Annotated in this window: 16 protein-coding genes, 1 tRNA gene and 2 pseudogenes; 14 read left to right on the top strand and 5 right to left on the bottom strand. The window is 36.6% G+C overall.

The window, feature by feature from the left end:
• Positions 1-114 precede the first annotated feature (114 nt).
• A complete protein-coding gene (gene ychF / locus FTT78_RS09270) occupies positions 115-1,206 on the bottom strand; it encodes a redox-regulated ATPase YchF (protein ID WP_004971435.1) in 1,092 nt (363 codons plus the stop codon).
• Positions 1,207-1,474: 268 nt separating this feature from the next.
• Here ychF and FTT78_RS09265 point away from each other — a divergent pair, with 268 nt between their 5' ends.
• Positions 1,475-2,239 (top strand): glutathione S-transferase family protein, encoded by a 765-nt coding sequence (locus FTT78_RS09265; protein WP_180044092.1) that lies wholly within the window; start codon positions 1,475-1,477, stop codon positions 2,237-2,239.
• 79 nt (positions 2,240-2,318) lie between these two features.
• Here FTT78_RS09265 and FTT78_RS09260 read toward each other — a convergent pair whose 3' ends face one another.
• A complete protein-coding gene (locus tag FTT78_RS09260) occupies positions 2,319-3,506 on the bottom strand; it encodes a hypothetical protein (protein WP_218946623.1) in 1,188 nt (395 codons plus the stop codon).
• A 488-nt stretch (positions 3,507-3,994) separates the two neighbouring features.
• Here FTT78_RS09260 and FTT78_RS09255 point away from each other — a divergent pair, with 488 nt between their 5' ends.
• On the top strand, positions 3,995-4,465 hold the full coding sequence (locus FTT78_RS09255) for an Lrp/AsnC family transcriptional regulator (protein ID WP_004971430.1): 471 nt from the start codon (positions 3,995-3,997) through the stop codon (positions 4,463-4,465).
• Between the two features lie 85 nt (positions 4,466-4,550).
• Here FTT78_RS09255 and FTT78_RS09250 read toward each other — a convergent pair whose 3' ends face one another.
• Positions 4,551-5,300 carry a YebC/PmpR family DNA-binding transcriptional regulator gene (locus FTT78_RS09250; RefSeq protein ID WP_070155957.1) on the bottom strand — a complete coding sequence of 250 codons (750 nt, stop codon included), beginning with the start codon at positions 5,298-5,300 and terminating at the stop codon, positions 4,551-4,553.
• Between the two features lie 99 nt (positions 5,301-5,399).
• Complete coding sequence (locus FTT78_RS09245; RefSeq protein ID WP_131261328.1) at positions 5,400-5,978, bottom strand: 1-acyl-sn-glycerol-3-phosphate acyltransferase; 579 nt, start codon at positions 5,976-5,978, stop codon at positions 5,400-5,402.
• A gap of 307 nt (positions 5,979-6,285) precedes the next feature.
• On the opposite strand from FTT78_RS09245, the gene FTT78_RS09240 reads away from it, so the two are divergent.
• The 12 genes and pseudogenes from FTT78_RS09240 to FTT78_RS09190 all read left to right on the top strand — a co-directional run bounded on the left by FTT78_RS09240 (position 6,286) and on the right by FTT78_RS09190 (position 20,054).
• The gene (locus tag FTT78_RS09240) at positions 6,286-6,429 is read left to right on the top strand and encodes a hypothetical protein (RefSeq protein ID WP_154320842.1); all 144 of its coding nucleotides are present in this window, start codon (positions 6,286-6,288) and stop codon (positions 6,427-6,429) included.
• A gap of 138 nt (positions 6,430-6,567) precedes the next feature.
• Positions 6,568-6,644: transfer RNA gene (locus FTT78_RS09235), tRNA-Ile, on the top strand.
• Between the two features lie 194 nt (positions 6,645-6,838).
• Positions 6,839-8,059: a tyrosine-type recombinase/integrase gene (locus tag FTT78_RS09230; protein WP_180044089.1), complete on the top strand. Its 1,221-nt coding sequence runs from the start codon at positions 6,839-6,841 to the stop codon at positions 8,057-8,059.
• A gap of 1,763 nt (positions 8,060-9,822) precedes the next feature.
• A complete protein-coding gene (locus tag FTT78_RS09225) occupies positions 9,823-10,827 on the top strand; it encodes a hypothetical protein (RefSeq protein WP_180044087.1) in 1,005 nt (334 codons plus the stop codon).
• 253 nt (positions 10,828-11,080) lie between these two features.
• On the top strand, positions 11,081-12,649 hold the full coding sequence (locus FTT78_RS09220) for a type I restriction-modification system subunit M (RefSeq protein WP_180044085.1): 1,569 nt from the start codon (positions 11,081-11,083) through the stop codon (positions 12,647-12,649).
• Positions 12,649-13,149 (top strand): annotated as a pseudogene (locus tag FTT78_RS13560) (restriction endonuclease subunit S); the annotation flags it as partial. The gene FTT78_RS09220 and the pseudogene FTT78_RS13560, both read left to right, overlap by 1 nt.
• Positions 13,138-13,866 (top strand): annotated as a pseudogene (locus tag FTT78_RS13555) (restriction endonuclease subunit S); the annotation flags it as partial. The pseudogenes FTT78_RS13560 and FTT78_RS13555, both read left to right, overlap by 12 nt.
• 10 nt (positions 13,867-13,876) lie before the next feature.
• On the top strand, positions 13,877-14,788 hold the full coding sequence (locus FTT78_RS09210; RefSeq protein ID WP_180044081.1) for a DUF5655 domain-containing protein: 912 nt from the start codon (positions 13,877-13,879) through the stop codon (positions 14,786-14,788).
• Between the two features lie 28 nt (positions 14,789-14,816).
• Positions 14,817-17,693: a type I restriction endonuclease subunit R gene (locus tag FTT78_RS09205; protein WP_180044079.1), complete on the top strand. Its 2,877-nt coding sequence runs from the start codon at positions 14,817-14,819 to the stop codon at positions 17,691-17,693.
• A 35-nt stretch (positions 17,694-17,728) separates the two neighbouring features.
• Positions 17,729-18,703, top strand: a complete 975-nt coding sequence (locus FTT78_RS09200) for a hypothetical protein (RefSeq protein WP_168390306.1) — start codon at positions 17,729-17,731, stop codon at positions 18,701-18,703.
• A 108-nt stretch (positions 18,704-18,811) separates the two neighbouring features.
• Positions 18,812-19,027, top strand: a complete 216-nt coding sequence (locus tag FTT78_RS09195; RefSeq protein WP_168407858.1) for an AlpA family transcriptional regulator — start codon at positions 18,812-18,814, stop codon at positions 19,025-19,027.
• The gene (locus FTT78_RS09190; RefSeq protein ID WP_180044077.1) at positions 19,014-20,054 is read left to right on the top strand and encodes an AAA family ATPase; all 1,041 of its coding nucleotides are present in this window, start codon (positions 19,014-19,016) and stop codon (positions 20,052-20,054) included. Before FTT78_RS09195 ends, FTT78_RS09190 begins: the two co-directional genes overlap by 14 nt.
• Before the next feature lie 383 nt (positions 20,055-20,437).
• On the opposite strand, the gene tehB is transcribed toward FTT78_RS09190, so the two are convergent.
• Complete coding sequence (gene tehB / locus FTT78_RS09185; protein ID WP_154321273.1) at positions 20,438-21,304, bottom strand: SAM-dependent methyltransferase TehB; 867 nt, start codon at positions 21,302-21,304, stop codon at positions 20,438-20,440.
• Positions 21,305-21,362: the final 58 nt, after the last annotated feature.

Here is a 21,362-nt window from a genome sequence, read left to right as displayed (position 1 = left end):
GCATTGATGTGATGCAGAATCGCCTATAAAAAAACCTCGATGCTTACATCGAGGTTTTTTTATTGAATCAATGCTCGGCTGTAAGCATTGTTCTAAAACTAAACATAAAAACAATTAAACATTAAAACGGAAGTGTAAAACATCACCGTCTTGTACGATATAAGTTTTACCTTCCAAGCGCCATTTACCTGCTTCTTTTGCACCTGCTTCGCCGTTGTATTGTACGAAATCCTCATAAGCAATACATTCTGCGCGGATAAAGCCTTTTTCAAAGTCAGTGTGAATTACGCCTGCTGCTTGTGGTGCAGTTGCACCTACTTTCACTGTCCACGCGCGGACTTCTTGTACGCCTGCAGTAAAGTAAGTTTGCAGACCTAACAGCGCATAACCTGCACGAATCACTACGTTCAGCCCTGGTTCTTCCATACCAAGAGCTTCTAGGAATTCTGCACGGTCTTCATCTTCAAGTAATGAAATTTCGGCTTCAATTTGGTTGCATAAAGGCACCACAATCGCATTTTCTTCTGCAGCAAGTTTTTTGACTGCATCTAAGTGCGGGTTATTTTCAAAGCCATCTTCTGCCACGTTCGCAATATACATGGTTGGTTTTAAGGTTAATAAACCAAAACCACGAACCAATTTGCGTTCATCGTCATCTAAATTGGCTGCACGTGCAGGCTTGCCATCATCCAGTAAAGGTTGGATTTTTTCTAAAACGGCTTTGGTCGCTACGGCTTCTTTATCGCCACCTTTGGCAGATTTTGCTAAGCGTGTAATGGCTTTGCTCACCGTTTCTAAATCGGCCAACGCAAGTTCGGTATTGATGGTTGCAATGTCATCTAATGGGTCAATCTTACCATTTACGTGAATGACGTTTTCATCTTCAAAGCAACGAACTACATGCGCAATCGCATCAGTTTCACGAATGTTGGCAAGGAATTGGTTACCTAAACCTTCACCTTTAGATGCACCTGCAACCAAACCTGCAATATCCACAAATTCCATCGTGGTGGGTAATACACGTTGCGGATTTACGATTTCCGCCAATTTGTCCAAACGTGAATCTGGCACAGGTACAATGCCTGTATTTGGCTCAATGGTACAGAACGGGAAGTTTTCCGCTGCAATTGCAGCTTTGGTTAAAGCATTAAAAAGCGTAGATTTACCAACGTTTGGCAGGCCCACAATACCACAATTAAAACCCATGAATAACTCACAACGTGTTATTTAAAAATTAGGCACGATTTTACATGAAAGGGCAGATAAAGTCAGGTCATCGGACAGATGTTTCTCCAATCTAGCGTGCTTGATGCTGTACGTTGAATTTCTTTTCGGAATTGATTTTGAATTGCTGACTGTTTCGCCTGAATTTTGAATAAAAAGTACATTGTAATTATAAGAGGCTATGACTAAAGTATGACAAGCACAGTATTGATACTGCTTTGGATATCAAAATTTTAAATATGGAGATTTTATGCGCATCTTATACCAGTTTCCTTTGTCTCATTTTTGTGAGAAAGCTCGCTGGTTATTGGATCATAAAGAGTTAGATTATGATGCGCAAAACTTAATTCCAGGCGTGCATCGCGCTTTTGCCCAATTAAAAACAGGGCAAAATAAATTACCTATTTTACGTGATCAAGACCGCTGGATAGCAGATTCGACTCAAATTGCTTTATATCTAGATGATATTTACCCCGAACATGCCTTGTTACGCAGTGATGCCGAACAATATAAACATGCGTTGGTCATAAATACTTTGGCTGATGAATTGGGGCAGCATGTGCGTCGATGGGGGTTGGCGCATGCATTATCTGAAAGTGAAGAACCTTTGGAAATTTTAATTGGCGAAAAAGGCTATTTGCGTCAATTTTCTAAATATTCCAAGCCAATTATTAAAGCCTTGGTGTCTAAGGGCTATCAGCTCGATCAAGATAAAGTTGCAGAATCCAAACAGCGGATGGATGAATTAATTGTCATTTTAAATCAGCATTTGATTGATAATTACGGGCGTTATTTTGTGGGTGAGCGTTTAGGTTTGGCCGATATTTCAGTGTGTTCGATGCTTGCACCTATTTTGGAAATTTCTGGAACGCCGTGGGAAAAAGAACATGATGAAGTGATTTCTGAAGAATTTAAAGATTATAAAAAATATTTGCTGGATTTACCTTTAGGGCAATATGTTTCTCGTATTTATCAAACTGAGCGTAATGCACGTGTAGATTGGCGCGGTATTTAAATGTTATCGCCTCAGATAAAATACGCGCAATCTGCGCGTATTTTTTGGATACTGATGTATAAAAACCTAAAACCAAGGATTAGAACAAAGAATTTAAGTTATTCAAATCAAAAGTCTGTACCAAATTTGGCAGGGTAGCTAAATCAAATTGAGTGTCTGATGTGCCACCAGTTAAATTGCCAAATGCATCGCCTAATGCAGGGACTAAGCTATCAATATTGATCTCTGAACTGGTTGTAGATGACGCACCTTGCAGTAAGTCGCTGATGTTAAAATCTGAACCAGAAATTAAGTTGTCAAAACCATCACTCAAGCCATCTAAGCTGAAACCACCAGTTGTATCTCCAGTCAGATTATTTAATAAACCACCTAGATCAAAGTCACTTGCAAGCTGACCTTCAGGATTAAGCAACGCAAGAATTGGTTCTAGAGCAGCGATATCTAGACCACCTAAATCACCACCGATGTTACCGCCAATTAAGCCGCTTGCCAGTTGCGCAATTTGTGCAATATCAAGATCGCCATTGCCTTGCATTAAACCGCCTACTAATTCAGCAATGACCGCGATATCCATACCGCCTAAACCGCCACCGATATTGCTGCCAATCAAGCCGCTTGCCAGTTGAGCAATTTGCGCAATATCAAGATCGCCATTGCCTTGGATTAAACCGCCTACAAGTTCAGCAATCACTGCGATATCTAGACCGCCTAAACCTCCACCGATGTTGCCACCAATCAAGCCACTAACCAGTTGAGCAATTTGAGCAATATCAAGATCGCCATTGCCTTGGATTAAACCACCCACCAGTTCAGCGATAGCACCAAAATCCATACCGCCTAAACTGCCAGTATTGCCGCCAATTAAACCACCAACCAGTTGTGTGATTGCGGCCATATCGAGGTCACTATTACCCAAAATCAAACCGCTGACCAATTGAGTAATTTGAGCAATATCAAGATTACCCGTATTACCACCGATTAACCCACTCACTAATTGGGTGAGTTTCGTAATATCTAAATCACCTGCATTGCTGTCAATCATGCCGCTGAGTAAATTGGTGATGGAAGCAATATCGAAGCTACCGCCATTGGATTGTGTCAGTTTGCTAATTAAACTGGTGATATCTAAGTTGGTATTCGAGCTTGAAAATTGGCTGATTAGATTGGTTAGGCTAGAACTATCTAAGCTGCTGCCAGAGAGTAAACTTTTTAATAAAGAATCTAGGGTAGGTGTGGTCGAGGTCGAACTAGTCAGGCTGCCAAGCAAACCAGAAAAGGTATTGCTTAAAGAGCCACCACTTAAGAGTCCATCGAATAAAGAGCTGGTCTGAGTTTCTACGGTAAATACAGAGCTAATTTTATTTTCAGCAAGCTTAGAGATTTAAAAGCCATGACGATTCCTTGTATTTTTATTGGTTTTGTTGTGCTGCATTGTGCTTATTGTCGAGCGCATCTGTTTTAATACATTTCTATACACTTGTAAAAGATAGACGGTCGGGATTGTGAAAATGTATGAGTAGATTCGTTGTTTTGTTGAGTTTTTTAAATTTAAAAATTTGAAAATCAATAAATTAGAAAGCTGTTCCGTTTGTCTGTTAAGTTGTTCAAAACGATAAGCGGTGATCTGTTGAATCATAAACATTTTGCTTTAATAATGGAAAATAATTTTCGATAAAGATGCTTAGTCTGCAAAATAATTTAAGTATAATGGCAGCATGAGTTTAAATTTTATCAGATTAGATTGAGTGCTTGAAAATGGAATTAGATCGCTACGATAAGCATATTTTAGAAATTTTAAGCAATGAAGATGTCAATTTGAATGAACTTTCCGAGCGGGTTAATCTGTCGGTAAGTTCGGTGCATCGCCGTATTAAAAGTCTGATCGATCATAAAATTATTTCAGGTTTAAAGCGTGAAATTAATTATCAAAAACTGGGCTTTAGTTTGCATGTGTTGTTGCAGGTGTCTTTGAGCAAACACGATACCGATATTTTTGCCAAATTTTTGGATGAATTGGAAAGCATTCCTGAAGTGATACGTGCATTTTTGGTGACAGGACAGACTGCAGATTTTATTGTAGAGGTTGTGGCACGAGATATGGAAAATTACAGCGAAATTTTATTAAAACGGATTGGTAAAATTGAGCATGTGGCAGGTTTGCATTCTAGCTTTGTGATTAAAGAATATGATGTTTTAAACTGTCATGGTTTATTAAATAAAGTTTAATTTATTAGAATCTTAGAATTATTTTGACTGGATCTATAAAAAAACGCACGAGAACGTGCGTTTTTAGGAATTGCAGTTAGACCGATTATGCGTCTAATTGTGCTAAAACTTCATCAGAGAATTCAACGTTGGTATATACGTTTTGAACATCATCTAAATCTTCAAGCATATCAATCATTTTCATAATTTTTTTCGCTTGATCGATGTCTGTAATTTCTGCTTTGGTCGATGGACTCATAACCACTTCAGCATTGTCAGATTTCAAACCTGCTGCTGTTAGCGCATCTTGAACTATACCAAAAGCTTCTGGCGTAGTAATAACCAAAATGCCATCTTCAGACACTTCAATATCTTCTGCGCCAGCTTCTAAAGCCACTTCCATCACTTGATCTTCTAAAGATGAATCTTCAAATGAAATTTCACCACGTTTGGTGAATAGGAATGCTACAGAACCATTGGTGCCTAAGTTACCGTCAGTTTTAGAGAAACAGTGACGTACATCTGGCACGGTGCGGTTTAAGTTGTCTGTCATGGTTTCTACAATAACCGCAACACCACCTACACCATAACCTTCATAGGTTACTTCTTTAAGATCGTCGTTATCTTCACCGCCTGCACCACGCTGGATGGCACGGTTAATGACGTCACGTGTCATGTTAACTGAAAGTGCTTTTTCCACAACAGCACGTAAACGAGGGTTACTTGCCGCATCTGGACCGCCGAGCTTTGCAGCAGTTGTTAATTCACGAATAAATTTGGTAAACAACTTACCACGACTAGCATCTTGTTTGGCTTTACGATGCTTAATGTTGGCCCACTTGGAATGACCCGCCATGCGAACTATGCTCCTTACAGATTGGCAGTATGCCTATCAAAATTGCGCCCATTCTAACATAAGCCCTTTTTTTAGATAAAGGGCAGAGTTTTAGGTTTTTTAAGTGTTGCTTTGAGTTGTTTTTGGCTCAGGAATGACAATATCTAAGCCCACTTGTTCTTTATATAATTGTTGGATAAGTGCCATATCGTGATCTAAATCTGTCGGATAGATTTTGCCAAAAATCCCACCTTGTTTGGTTTGTGAGTTGGCATACATTAAAACGATAGGCACATTGGCTGCTTTGGCAATATGCCAAAAACCTGTACGAATTGGCTTGCGGGCTTCACCTGTTTTTGCGCGAGTTGCTTCGGGTGCGATGACCAAATTGAAATGTTCATTTTGATCAAAAAGTTCGACCATTTGCGACACAATATCTTTGTTAGATTTACGGTCTACTGGAATACCGCCGACTTTTTCTAAAATAGGTTTAAGTGGCCCTTTAAAAAGCTCTTTTTTGATTAAAGTATGAATTTTAATATCATAAATTTGGAACAGAGCAAGCGAGAGGATTGCATCCATCATTGAGGTGTGTTCAAAACCGACGATCACTTGTTTATTTTCGAGGATGTTGGGTTCTACCTGATATTGCCATCCTGCAAGTTTGAATGCGGACTCGCCTATAAATTTTTTCAACATAGATTTAACAGCTGATGAATCTGGAAATGCATAATTTCTGCTTGTTTTATATAAGAGTCAACAGAAAAATTGTTTGAAATATAGCAATCTCAAGTGATGCAGGTGATATGGCGTGATATCTTTTATTGGTTTTAACTCTAAATACTTTGTTTTTAATATTAAAAATATATGAATTGAGAGAAATTAAGTCTTAAATTGAGCAAAAATGCACTATTCAAATGATTTGTAAATCATTAGACTTTGGTCGTAATTAGCTATGATTCTATTCATCATTTCACTATTCCACGCATCATGGAAGGATACTAAAGTGGCTTATTTGACGACTTTTCTTGTGGCATTGACTGTGTTGTTATTGGTCTTGGTATGGTCAATGTTTGAGTTGTTTTTAGAAGTGCGTAAAGAGAAGCGTTTAAAGTTGCATCGGGCAATGTTTCGGAAAGTGAAGGTGTAGTTTTTATATTTCAATAATAATCAAATTCGTCTGCTGACTATCTATACAGCAATTTCTGAAAATGGCTTGTGTTTTTAAAAAATCTTCGCTAGTATTCTTTGCGCTTGAACTTGTTGAAATATAACAAATTCAATTATAGGGCCTATAGCTCAGTCGGTTAGAGCAGCGGACTCATAATCCGTTGGTCGACAGTTCAAGTCTGTCTGGGCCCACCAGTTTTTTGTAATCATATGCACAGTTTTGTAATGATTTGATATATAAACCCATGAATTATAATGATTCATGGGTTTTTTATTTCTGCTTTTTGCACAACTATGTTTGGCTATGCACAGCTTTATTTGACCCTCTTGTGTATCCAATCTTGTATCCGATACTCTTTCTGCATTACTCGGATACAAGAGATTTTGCTATGAAAAGAGCGGCTTTAGATAACATCAAACAAATCAAAGATACCCATCTTCTCAATCTTGAACCTGAGGATAAGGAATATCGTATTTCATGTGATGCTGGGCTTTATTTTCGTGTATCACCAAAAGGGAAAAAAACTTGGCAAGTCCGCTTTAAGGATGAGGCGGGGAAGTGGAAATGGCACAGTATTGGAAGTTATCCGCAGTTATCGCTTGTAGCAGCTAAACTTGAAGCTTCAACTATTTTTCTTAAGTTACAGCAAAATGAAAAAGTATTAACAAAAAAAGAAATTGAATTGCAAAAGATTGAGGAACAACAACTTAATTTAAAAAGTTTGATGTATAACTGGCTTGATACTAAGAAAACAACTTGGGCTGCAATAACAATAAAGAAAGAAACTCAATCAATTGAAAAACGTATCTTATCTGTTTTTGGTGAATTGGATTTCACCAAAATTTCACCTCAACAATGGCTGACATTTTTTCAGGATATGCTTAGAAGTGAAAGTATTTACAATCGTGTAGAGAAACTAGTTTCACATTGTCGCAATGCCTATGATCTTGCAAAGTTTCATGGACAAATAGAGTCGAACCCTTTGGATGGAATTTTGAAGTATCTTGATAAAGGTAGTAAAGGGAATATGAAGCATGTCAGTCTTCAGGAACTGCCCGAGTTGGTGCAGTCTATTCGAAGCTATAGAAATTCGCATACAGCAATTGCTTTAGAGTTACTTGTTATTCTTTTTCCTCGACCACAAGAATTGCGCTATGCAAAATGGCAAGATTTTGACTTTGAGAAAAAAATCTGGATAAAGCCTGCCGAAACAATGAAATGTGGTATTACCCATGTTGTACCTTTACCAAAACAGGCAATAGAACTGTTATTTAAATTAAAAGAAATTAGGACAGTATCGGATTTTTTATTTCCTAGCAGAGATAGCCTTATACAGCCAATGAGTGAAGCAACTTTAAATAATGCTTTGAAAAATCTAGGCTATCGAGGCCGTCAAAGTCCACATGGATTTAGACATATTGCAAGTACTGCCTTAAATAATCAATTCAGTGATAAAGAACAGGTTATTGAAGCTTGTTTAGCGCATAAAAAACAGGGTGTAAAAGCTGTTTATGACAAAGCTACACATTTAGAAGAACGAATTGAAATTATGCAATGGTGGGCCGACTATGTTAGTAATGTTACTGATAACATTAAAGCCGTAGCATAATTTTTTAATAAGACAAGGCTCGTCCCTAAGGGATCGAGCCTAATGCATTTGTTAACGCTCTTTGTTGAGCAGATGATTACGCCTGTACTGGCGGTTCAATTTTTTCATGCCGACTTAGGCCATATTCCATTTCATATTTCTACTGCTAGGCAATAGTTTTATGCTTGTCTAATCTGGAAGAACAAGCCACGATTTTTTTCATGCTGGTGTAGCATTATCCTGATTTAAGTTTCAGGCAAACCCGTATAAATATATTTTCATCAGTGACCAAACTTCAGAATACTTACACTGTACCAATCTCGGCCTAGTCAAGGAGACCAATCCCCGACTGAGAAACACGACCAGTGTTTCATTAACCTTTCTTTTCTACATATTGTCCAACATGCTCACGCATGTGCCGACTCAAGTTTTCGCAATGAGCATCCCGACTGAAAAAATCGAAATGTTTTAGGATTCGCTTTAAGCTAGCTATCTCATTTTATCCAACCGACCTAAAAAACATAGTGTTTTTAAAAATTACTAATGTTTAAAACATCACTAATAATTAAATATTATTTAGGTCGGGAATTACAATTTCCACAATTCATCTTGAACTAAAGTACCTCAAGTTTAATTGTTTTATATGCGCTACTCACCATCGCTCCCACACTGAAAAAATACAACAGACTTTTAACCAATTTAAGCCTTTTTATTCAGTGCTTCCCAAGTTATTTCAAAGTGTCTTAATGTGCAGACCGTTTATCCTCTCGCCTGTATACATACTTCCTGTTTCCCCCGACCGTAGTTCCTTAAAAAATATCGGGATATGATGTATACATAACTTTATAAAGGGTAAAACTCTTACACTCCAATCAGCATCTATCGATTAATGCCGTTACACGTTTAAGCTATCCAGCGACCCATTCAGCTTGCGCAAAATGGTGCCAGCTTTTCCAGCGTTAGCCTCAAAGCCCTAGTACCTTACGGCACTCTCAGCAGCCATCGTGATTGGAAATGAGCATACTTTTCCAAGTAAAAAAACTTGTTCGATCAAGCATACACATTCAGCTATTAACGGAGACTATCGCACATCCTATGCTGCTCCTGACTGTATCACTTTGAACAGGGTTTCAATGTTCCACTATTTTCATAATTTCACACCTAACTTGGCTATTACTAACCAAATGACCATTTCACGATAAATCGCTTATAGGCTCCCGTTTCCTTGTCGCCCAACCACTTTTTATTTGCTTGGAACTCTTAAAAAGTGAATGAACGGATAGAAAAAGGATATTGCAATCCTTTAGCCCCCGTTGCAACGTACCGAGCGAGGTTTCCCCAGCAGTCCGCTACATCGGCAATATGAAGATGGTTAGTCTTATATTCAGGGCAATATATATCAAAGTTTTTGAATGGTGGTCAGCCATTCAAACCACTTCAAAAAAAAGAAAGTTGGAATGGATGGTCAATCCACAATTCGATTGATATGCAACCATATTATCAAAGTTAATTTAATATATCAATAATATTGATATATTATTTAAACAAGTATAAGATTTGCTGATCAAGGTTCGTAATGCGCATTAGGAACTACTTTATTGTCACCTTACAACGTGAGGTGACAGTGCTAGCGCAATTTGATTAATGCTGATTGCTGACGCGCTCAGCAAAATGGGAAATGTAGAGAAAATTATTGTTGATGAACAATTCAAAAATGGATGAAGAAATTTGGACTTAAGTGGATTGTTGATTGACATGAAAAGTGCATAGTTGGATGACATAAAATGATTGATTACAGCCCCCACACAAAATACACCGCACAAAAAATTCAAGATAAGGTCACAAGAGGATCATATTTTTACTGCAAATTTATAGTGCAAACTGAATTAGGTAAAATTGATATTGAAAAGATTATTCATAAATTAACCGAACGCTATTCATTAAATTTAACCAGTCGGCAAAGAACATATCGACTAAAACAAGGATTACCTGTTGCTGATCTCATTGTTCAAGACATTCTTTATAAAGATGCATGGTTATTTGTCTTGTTGATCAAAACCCCTAATAGCCATCGTCACAGCAAAGAAACCATAGGCAAAGTGACTTCAACAACTAGTTCAGCATATACATCAAAAGATAAAATTGCTGAACTTGAACCTGTCATCTGGGACAAAATTACAGTCGGGCAAGAATTAACTTTTATCCATCATTACTATAAAGACAATGAACAGTTTAATTTCATATTGAATAAGCCCTATTTAAGCTTGGATTTTGGTAAATATGAGGCTGAATTAGTACGGTTAAGCCATAAAAAGTACGCTGAACATCAAACTAAGTTTTACCGTAAAAATAATAAAAATTTCTCATGGACATGGCGATTTAAGAAAACTGAAATAGAGAAACAAAAAAAAGAATTAACCCAAATTCTCAATCGAGTGATTTCACAGAAAGATCAGACTAAAGCGCTCAATGATCTTCTTGCATGGCAGAATTATTTTAAAGTTTATGCTGTATTCAGAGGCAATCGACAGCAGGCGGGACGTTTATATACCTTCGGGAAACTATTCTTTTTCAGTCGGAAAAGACAACGATGGGATCAGGCACAAATGCCTGTGATGGACTTAACAATCATCGCGCGGTATGAAACCTATGCGGATTCTTATACTGAGTATTGTATGCGTAGATATTTTTATGAATCCTTTGAATCGGAGCTTCCACGTGAAATTTCAAAAACTGAAGATTGGACATTAATTAATGCGTATATTGATGCTGAATATAACCAACTTTAACAAATCGTCTTGTTATTAATTTAACTTATAACTATTTTTTCAATCATCTGTAATTTTGATATAAGACTTAATTTAAATTATGATACTTGAGCCTGTTAATCTTTTTTAAATCCAAATAAAACCTTATATATCAATATTATTGATATGCATTTAATGCGACAAATTTTGTCTTTCTATTTCCAATTTTGCTGAAAAAACTTTAATTTTCGGTACACTAGTCATATTTTATTCATTTCATCGGACATGCATAACAATGACCCACGTACAACTGCAACAATTACAAAAACAACTTTGGAATATTGCCAATACTTTGCGTGGCACCATGGGCGCCGATGAATTCCGTGATTACATTCTGGGTTTTATTTTCTTTAAATATTTATCAGAAAAGTCGGTGAAATTTGCCAATGAATTGCTCGATGGCGAAGAAGTCAGCTTTTTAGAATTAGATGAAAATAATCCTGAGCATGTGCCTTACATTGAAGAAATTAAAAAGAATGCCATTGCCGAAGTCGGTTATGCGCTTACACCCAAACAGCTATTCCATACCTTAGCCGAGCGTGGTCGTCAGGGCGAATTCATTTTGGATGATTTAACTGCGACCTTAAAATCAATTGAACAAAGCACGTTAGGCACCGACTCTGCCGATGACTTTGCCAACCTGTTTGAAGATTTGGATCTAAACTCGACCAAGCTCGGCAATAATGCCAGTGACCGTAATGCACTGGTGGCGAAAGTCCTGAGTCATTTAGATGATATTGATTTTGATATTTCCAATACCGAAGCCGATGTACTGGGGGATGCTTACGAATACCTGATTGGCGAGTTTGCCTCAGGTGCAGGTAAAAAAGCGGGGGAATTCTATACTCCGCAAACGGTATCGACTTTACTGGCAAAGATTGTCACCCAAGGCAAAGACCGTTTACGTTCAGTCTATGACCCGACTTGCGGTTCAGGTTCGTTGTTGCTACGGGTAAAACGTGAAGTGAAAGATGTCGATATGATTTACGGTCAGGAGATGAACCGTACCACTTACAACTTGGCCCGCATGAACATGATTCTGCATGATGTGCATTTTGCCAAGTTCGACATCAAGCAGGAAAATACTTTAACCCGCCCGCAGCATTTAGATAAAAAGTTTGATGCAGTGGTGGCGAATCCGCCATTTTCTGCAAAATGGTCTGCCGATCCGTTATTTTTACAAGATGAACGCTTTGCCGCGTATGGCAAATTGGCGCCAAGCTCCAAAGCCGATATGGCATTTGTTCAGCACATGCTGTATCAACTGGATGACAACGGCACCATGGCGGTGGTATTGCCGCATGGCGTCTTGTTCCGTGGTTCGAGTGAGGGCGTAATTCGTCAGTATTTGATTGAACAGATGAACGTGGTGGATGCGATTATTGGTCTACCCGCCAATATTTTCTATGGCACGTCTATTCCAACCTGTATTTTGGTGTTGAAGAAAAACCGTGAGCAGAGCGGCAATATTCTGTTTATTGATGCCAGCAATGATTTTGAAAAGCAGAAGAACCAAAACAAGTTATTGCCTGAGCATTTGGATAAGATTGTTGCGGCATTTGAAAAGCGTGAAAATATTGAAAAATATGCGCATGTGGCGACTTTGCAAGAAGTGAAAGATAACGATTACAACCTGAATATTCCGCGTTATGTGGATACTTTTGAAGCGGAAGCCGAGATTGATTTAGATGCGATTGCAAAACAGCTTCAATCTTTGGAAGTTGAGAGCCAAAAAACCGATGCCATCATTGCAGATTTTTGCAAAGAGCTTGGTATTGTTTCACCGTTTGCGGAGGTGAAGTAATGGCTGCGCCTAAGTTAAGATTTAAAGAGTTTGATGGGGATTGGGTTAAAACTAATTTTGGAAAAGTAGCGTCTCATATTTCCTATGGTTTAACTGTACGACCTGAATATATTGAAAATGGAATTAAATTAATTTCTGCTAGAGAAATTTCTACAGGGAATATTGATTTTGATAATGCGCCTAAAATTTCTATATCAGACTTTATGCTCTTAAGTGATAAGGCTAAACCTCAAAAATATGACCTATTTTTAAGTAAGACAGGAAGTATTGGATTTACCTCAATTGTTGAAACAGATGAAAAATTTGCGATTACACAGAATATTGCAAATATTCGTTTAAATAACTTAAGTGAGCAGGATCCATATTTTTTTTTACAGCAGATGAGAACAACAAGTTTTCAACTTAAAGCTATATCTGTTGTCAACCAATCAACAATTATGGATTTGCAATTAGGAGATATTAAAAAATTAGAAATAGGGTATCCATCCAAAGAAGAACAAACCAAAATCGCCTCTTTTCTTTCTTCCGTGGATGAAAAGATCAACCAACTCACACAAAAACACGAACTACTCAGCCAATATAAACAAGGCATGATGCAAAAGCTGTTTAGCCAGCAAATTCGTTTTAAAGCGGATGATGGCAGTGAGTTTGGGGAGTGGAAAACTAAAAAATTAGAAGATATTTTTAGTTTTTCACGTGGTGAACCCTTTTCCAAAACAGATATATCTGAAAATGGAGAGTTTCTTTGTATACATTATGGTGAATTATTCACCAAGTATAAGGAGGTAATAACCAATATATCGTCTAAAACTTCTCTATTAGCTAAAAATCTAGGCGAAATTGGAGATATTTTAATGCCTAGTTCTGATGTAACGCCTGATGGACTAGCAAAAGCATCTTGTTTAAATGTAAGTAATGTTTTTCTAGGTGGAGATATCAATATTCTTAGACCCCAAATACCATGTTCTTCAGAGTTTTTTAGCTATTTAATTAATTTTGAAAAACAGAAAGTTTTGTTATGCGTTACAGGAACGACAGTCAAACATGTATATAACAAAGACTTAAAGAAAATAGGATATATATACCCTTGCTTAGAAGAACAAACCAAAATCGCCAATTTCTTATCTGCCATTGACCAAAAAATTGAAGTGGTGGCACAGCAAATTGAACAAGCCAAAACTTGGAAAAAAGGCTTATTGCAGCAGATGTTTGTGTAGGGGGAACCGAATGCAACTTTATCAAACCCAAGCACAGACATTAGTAGAACTTACAGAAGATCCTTTTCGTCTGGAAAGAGAGATTCAAAGCCTGTTTGAAAGTAATCTTTACAGTTTTACAGGTCTGGAATTTATTAAATCTGAGTTTACGATTAAAAATAATCGTATCGATACTTTAGCTTTCGATCCTGAAAGCCAAGCTTTCGTAATTATCGAATATAAGCGAGAACGCAATTATAGCGTGATTGATCAAGGCGTTTCTTATCTGAATCTGATGCTCGACTATAAGGCAGATTTTATCGTGGAGTACAACGAGAGCCAGAGCAAACAGCTTAAACGTCAGGATGTCGACTGGTCACAAAGCCGAATCATCTTTGTTTCACCGAGCTTTACCGACTTTCAAAAGCAGTCCACTAACTTTAAAGATTTAGGCATTGAACTGTGGGAAATCAAACGCTATCAGGGTGGAATTGTTTCTGTCAATCCATTGCAAAAGGCGAAGTCAGCACCGTCGATTAAACAAGTGCAAAAAATTGAGTCAGAACAAATTCAAAAGATTGCTAAAGAAATTCAGCAATATGATGAAGAACATCATTTAGGTGATAAATCTGATGATATTAGAGAGTTATATGAAAGATTCAGGGATTCTATTTTGAATCTTTCTCCAAACTTTGAACTAAATATTAAAAAAGTCTATATAGCCTTTCAAATTAACAATAAAAATCTAGTCTATTTCTCAATCAGGAAAAATCAAATCAAGATCTATTTGAATAGAAAGTACAATGAAATAGATGATCCTAAAGGATTAGTCAAAGATATGACAGGAGTTGACCATCATGGAAGTGGTGATTGTGAAATTGTAGTTATAGATACGGAAAATCTAGAATATATCTTGAGTTTAATTAAACAAACATTGAAGTGAATAATTTAAGATTTTAGAGGGGAAGGGAATGACAGTACAAAGCGAATATCAACTTGAAAATGAACTGATTAGCCAGCTCAAGCAATTGGGTTATGCCTCAGTGACGCTCAAGGACGAAAGCCAACTACTGTCTAACCTAAAAATCCAGATTGAACGCGCCAATGGACTTGCACCACTGTCAGAAACTGAATGGAAACAGGTCATCAGTTTTTTAAATACGGGCACAGTATTTGAGCGCGCCAAAAATCTGCGTGATCTGTTCCCAGTCAAATTTGATGATGGAACCAGTAAACACCTTTTTTTCCTGTCTGATGATCCTAGCAAAAATATTTATCAGGTCACCAATCAAATCACTATCGACCACCGCGACTATAACGGCCGTACCAGCCGTTTTGATGTGACCTTACTGGTCAATGGTTTACCTTTGGTACAGATTGAGCTAAAAAAACGCGGCATGGAAATCGCCGAAGCCTTTAATCAAACGCAACGCTATATTCGTGAAGCCTATTGGGCAGGGCAAGGGCTATTTGGTTTTATTCAGCTCTTTGTCATTAGTAATGGTGCCAATACCCGTTATTACTCCAACGGCACCACAGGCATCGAGTTTGCCTTTCCCTGGGCAGATGTCCATAACAAACATATCAATGAAATTGTCGACTTTGCCGAAGCTTTTTTAAATCAGCAGCATCTAACCCAAATGCTGACCCAGTACATGGTGCTGCTAGAAACCACCAAAAGCCTGATGGTGCTGCGTCCCTATCAGATTTATGCAGTACAGAAAATTGTGGAGCATGTGCAAAACTCCGATCAGAACGGCTATATCTGGCACACTACAGGTTCAGGCAAAACCCTGACCTCATTTAAAGCCAGTCAGATCATCATGCAAATGCCTGATGTGGAAAAAGTTCTGTTTGTGGTCGATCGTAACGACCTCGATACGCAAACCTCACGTGAATTTAATGCCTTTAAAGCTGAAAGCGTCGACAGTACCGATAGCACCCATACCCTGGTCAAACAGCTGGATCAACGCCATGACAAACTGATTGTGACCACCATCCAAAAACTCAATCGGGCCATCAGCACAGACCGTTATTTAGAATCGATTGATTATCTTAAAAATAAAAAAGTAGTCTTTATTTTTGATGAATGTCATCGCAGTCAATTTGGTGAGACCCATCAGAACATCAAAAAATTCTTCAGCAATGCACAAATGTTTGGTTTTACCGGTACGCCTATTTTTGAAAAGAACAGCCAAAGCAAAGCAGGTTTAAAACTCACCACAGACTACCTGTTTAATGAGTGTTTGCATAAATACGTGATTGTCGATGCCATCCGTGACCGTAACGTCTTGCAGTTCCAAATTGATTATCGTGGTAAATACACCGCCAAAGGCATGGCGACTAATGAAAGTTATGAGGAAGATGTAGAAGGCATCGATACCAAAGAACTGTATGACAACCCGCAACGCCTAGAAATGATTGCCCGCTACATTGTCAATATCCACGATACCAAAACTCGTAATCGCGAATTTACCGCAATGTTCTGTGTCAGTTCGGTCGAAACACTGACCCAATATTACGACCTCTTTGAAAAGGTGCAGGCTGAAAAGCAAATTGAAGATGAAGCACAAGGTCGGATATTTAAACCGTTGACCATTGCCACCATCTTTTCCTATGCGGCAAATGAGGCTGTACCGACTGATGACTTAACTGGCTTGATTCATGAAGAAGCCGCAGATATTCCAACTCAGGTCAATTCATCCAGTCGGGATAAGCTGGATCGCTACATTGCCAATTACAACCGACAGTTTAAAACCAACTACAATTCAGGTGATCAATTTTATGCGTACTACCGCGACATTGCACAGCGCGTAAAAAACAGACAGATTGATATTCTAATCGTGGTCAATATGTTCCTCACGGGCTTTGACTCTAAGCCGTTAAATACCTTGTATGTCGATAAAAACCTAAAATATCATGGCTTGATTCAAGCATTCTCTCGTACCAATCGTGTCTACAATGATAAAAAACCATTTGGCAATATCATCTGTTTCCGCAACCTAAAACGTGCAACAGATGAAGCACTGGCACTATTTTCCAATAAAGAAACGACCAAGATTGTACTTGTTCCCAGCTATGCGGAAATCGAACAGGATTACCAAGCAGCGGTGAGCAAATTGTTTGCCTTAACGCCCAATTACCAATCAGTCGATGATCTTGTCACTGAAGAACAGCAACTCGAATTTATTAAAGCTTTCCGTGAAGTGATGCGCTATAACGCGCAATTACAAACTTTTATTGAATACGATCAAGACCAAACACAACTTGATAAGCAGCACTTTGCAAACTTCGCCTCTAAGTATGCTGACCTATGTCGTGCCGTTAGAAAGACCACTAAGAAAGAAAAAGTATCGGTATTGGATGATGTCGATTTTCAACTGGATTTACTGCACAGTGACCGCATTAATGTGGGGTATATTATCAACCTCCTACAACTGGTGATTGATACAGACTCAGAGGACAAGCGTAAGAAGTACCAAGCGCAAATTTACGATTTAATCAGTAGTGATATTAGCTTGCACGATAAGCAAGACCTCATTCAAAAATTCATTGAAGAAAACATGCCGAAGATGATCAATGGTCAAAGCGTCCAAACGGCTTTTGCTCAGTTCTGGGATGCTGAAAAAGAACAGGCCTATCAGCATCTTTGTAAAGAAGAAAACCTGAAACCAGAAGCGATGAAGCAGGTTCTGGAGCATTATGAGTTCACCAAACGCCTACCACGTAAAGAAGAGTTGAAGGACTTACCAAACTATAAAGTGAAGCTGTTTGAGCGGGAGAACGTGTTTAGCAATTTGCTGGTCAAGACACGCCAGTTGATTGAGAAGTTTTATACTGGTTTGTAAATCAGTAATGAAGAATTTTAATTTGAGATAATTAAATGGAAAGAGTTACACAAGAAGACAAAGAGGAAGTAGCTATATTTCTGAAAAAATATAATGAAATTAATAATAAAATTAATAAAACTAAATTTATAAGTAATAATCTAAGATTTAAAACTTACCTTAGTGTTGAGGAAAAAGATTTTCAAGTTAAGACAATTTATATATTGTTGGAGGATAAGTCTTTTAGAAAAATATTGGAATGTGAATTAAAGCTAAGTGATTTAATTCTTTTTTCTAAAAAATATTATTTCTCAATAAAATATAAGGAAAAACTGGATAGTGGTTTAGTATATAGTGGAACTGAATTAAAAAAATGGCTCAATAAGCTTGAGTCAGCAAAAAATAAAATGATAAATTTATTAAATACATCACCATTGTCGAAAACCAAGACAACAGTTTTTTATTTAAGTTCAAGCTATGTTAATAAGATTGTGAATTATTTGAGAAAAGAAAAAATAATTGCTGTTATAGATATGGAAATGATAGATGTAAGATTTCATGAACTAAAAGAATATGCAAAAAAATATGATAATAAAGATATTGAAGATTTTTTGGAGTATATGAAAAATAATAATTATATTTCTCCTTTAAGTGGTATGGAAGATGATATAAAAATACCAGAATATAAGTTTTTAAGAAAATATAATGATATTTTACTAAGTGAAAAAATATATAATAAATTAATTGATTATGTTGAATTTGTGGATAGTGATCTGCTTGATTTTTTTTACAAAAAAATAGAAACAGAAATACTAAATATTAAATCTCCACGAGTCGATAATACATCGCACAGAACATTCTTTATTAAAGACATATGGGATATTGACGGAAAGGCAGATATTTTACCAAATGAAAGACCCTACAATATAAATATAATTTCTAAATTAATTCAAATTCTTTACACCGACTTAGATGTACTAAATGATGATGCCGCAAAGGCTAAAGTTAAAGAAATATTAAAAATAAAATAATATATTTCAATTTCTTAGGTTTTTTTTATAAAAATAGTAAAAAAACATAAGGGTTTATAATTTCAAGAAAAATCATGATGGCTCTTGCATTGTTAATGGAGCTCACAAATGCTTTTGAAGATTAAAGATGTTTGTCGTATTTTAAAAATTAGTAGAAATACGTTGTATAACTTGCAGCAAAAAGATTCTTCATTCCCAAAGCCGATAAAATTTGGCGATAAAAAGCAAGCTCGAATTTTTTATCGTGAAAATGAAGTTAAAAGTTGGGTTTTGAATTTAAGTCCTTCGGATTATGAATTGGAGAATAATAATGAATGTAAGTAAAAAAATTAAACTTTTACAAATGAAAGATGTGAAAAATGAAAATACTCAATGGTTATGGGAAAATTGGCTACCATTAGGTAAATTAACTTTACTTGCGGGCCCTGCTGGTGTTGGTAAAACAACATTATTAATGAATATTGCTGCAACAATTTCTAATGGTGGAACATTACCATTTCAATCTATTTATTCTAATATGTGTAGTGTTGTTATCTACTCAACAGAAGATGATATTGAAACAACACTTAATCCAAGGCTGACAGCGTGTGGTGCGAATACTTCTAATATATATTATATTACTGGAACTCTTAAAAAGGAGGATAAGGTAGAATATTTTGATCCAACTCAGGATTTTAAATTAATAGAAAATTGTTTAATTGAAGACTCAAATATTAAATTAATTATAATTGATCCAATAGTTTCTGTAATATCTGGAGATATGCATAAATCAAATGAAGTCCGAAAATCTTTGGCTATATTTGTTGAACTCGCTCAAAAATATAATTGTGCAATTGTCGGTATAACACATTTTTCCAAAAGTAATCTACCTACTACTTCTCCCGTAGATAAAATTATTGGTTCCCAAGCATTTACTGCGCTTACAAGAATGGTGTGGATTATTTTAGTAATTAATGGAAAAAAGATTTTAGTTAGAGCAAAAAGTAATATTACAAAATTGAAAGGTGCATTAGTCTATGAGATCGAAGACTTTATAGTTGATGTAAATATCAATACAACTCGTGTTAAATGGACTGAATATCTTGATAGTGATTATGATGAACTTACGAACTATGACTCGAAAGAAAATGCAATAGAGAAAGATTCTACTATTTCTCGTGCTCAGCTTTTAATCTTAGATTACTTGAGTGAAGAACAAGTAATTGAGTCTAAAAAACTTGAGAAATTTATTACTGATACAAACAATATAAGTCAAAGTACATATCGTAGAGCAATCAAACTTTTGAAAAATGAAAGTAAGATTGAACCTATTAAGAAAAAAGGATGGTTTTGGAGATTAATTACTGAATAAGTTGAATGTATTTAATTAAAGTATTGATTTTAAAAGCTTTTAACTTATTCATATATAATGTATGAATAAGTTAAACTATTTAAATATCAAATAGTTACAAAACTTATTCAAGATATTCATGGTTTTTTAAGGTGTTATATTACAAAAAATTACATATAATTTTCTATGTATCCGACTTTGTATCATTTTATTCTTTTAAAAATAAATCATTTATTTTTCAGTATTATACAGGATAGTATGGTAACGTCTGGGCCCACCATATAAAACAACCACATAGGTGTACTAATCCTAAGTGGTTTTTTATTTTAAGCTTTATGTCAGCAATTGAAATGTAGTCTGTGAGCAGCTCAAAAGCTTATTCATTTAAGATTCCACTTGCACATCTACTTCTTCCTCGCCAACAACGTCGCAAAACGCTGTTTAATGCGATTGCCATCTGCATCTGTGCGGTGCAACTCACCGACATTTTCATTGTATTTCACAATATCCCAATCAGCATAATAAGCACTTAACTCACCCGCTTTAAAACTAAAAGGGAAGTCTTGTTGCACAGGGTAATCTTCAGTATCCATAGCGCAAACAATTAAGTTAAAGCCTTGTGGTTTGGTCGCTTGCTGCATGTGCTGAATAAGCGTAGGAATGGTTTCAGGCGCCAAAAACATCATCACCACTGTACAGTTAATGAAGTCATATTCCTCCGTAATTGTGGCATCCTGATTTAAATCCCGCACAGTAGTTTGAATAGATGAAATCTGTTCTGTAGCAATAATTTCATTTAATTTTTGGATACTACTCGGATTCACATCCCAAGCATCCACCTGAAAACCGTTTTGGCTCAAATACAGCGCATTTCGGCCTGTACCACAGCCAACATCCAAAGCTTTACCCACGGTTAACTGTGGAAGTGCCATTAAAATTTCAGAATGTGTTGGGCTTAATTTATACTTTTTAACAAAATAATCTTGAGGCAAACAATAAAAACTAAGCTGGCACTCAATATCATCACTGGCAGATACAATTTTATGCCACGCTTGCGGTTCAATAAATGGTGGTTGATTTTCCACGGAAAAAATATGCTCAGATTGTACTTCACCAGATTCATGCAGCATCGAAAAATGCAATTCGCCTTTTAAAATAGTCAACTTCGCCCATGTGCCGACTTGGGTATTGTGTTGTTTTTTAAACCCTTGTGGAATTGAGTCATGATTCCAAATAGGAAGTTGTTTATAACAGATCAATTCTTGTTGCATCATAAACTCCAGTTATACCGATTCTGATGGGGTAAAGCTTCACAGTAATGTAGTGTCT

Origin of the sequence: Acinetobacter sp. YH01011, assembly GCF_013420785.1 — a bacterium.
Classification (GTDB): domain Bacteria; phylum Pseudomonadota; class Gammaproteobacteria; order Pseudomonadales; family Moraxellaceae; genus Acinetobacter; species Acinetobacter towneri.
The sequence above is the reverse complement of the archived record's forward strand: the minus strand, read 5'-3'. Positions and strand labels throughout refer to the sequence as shown.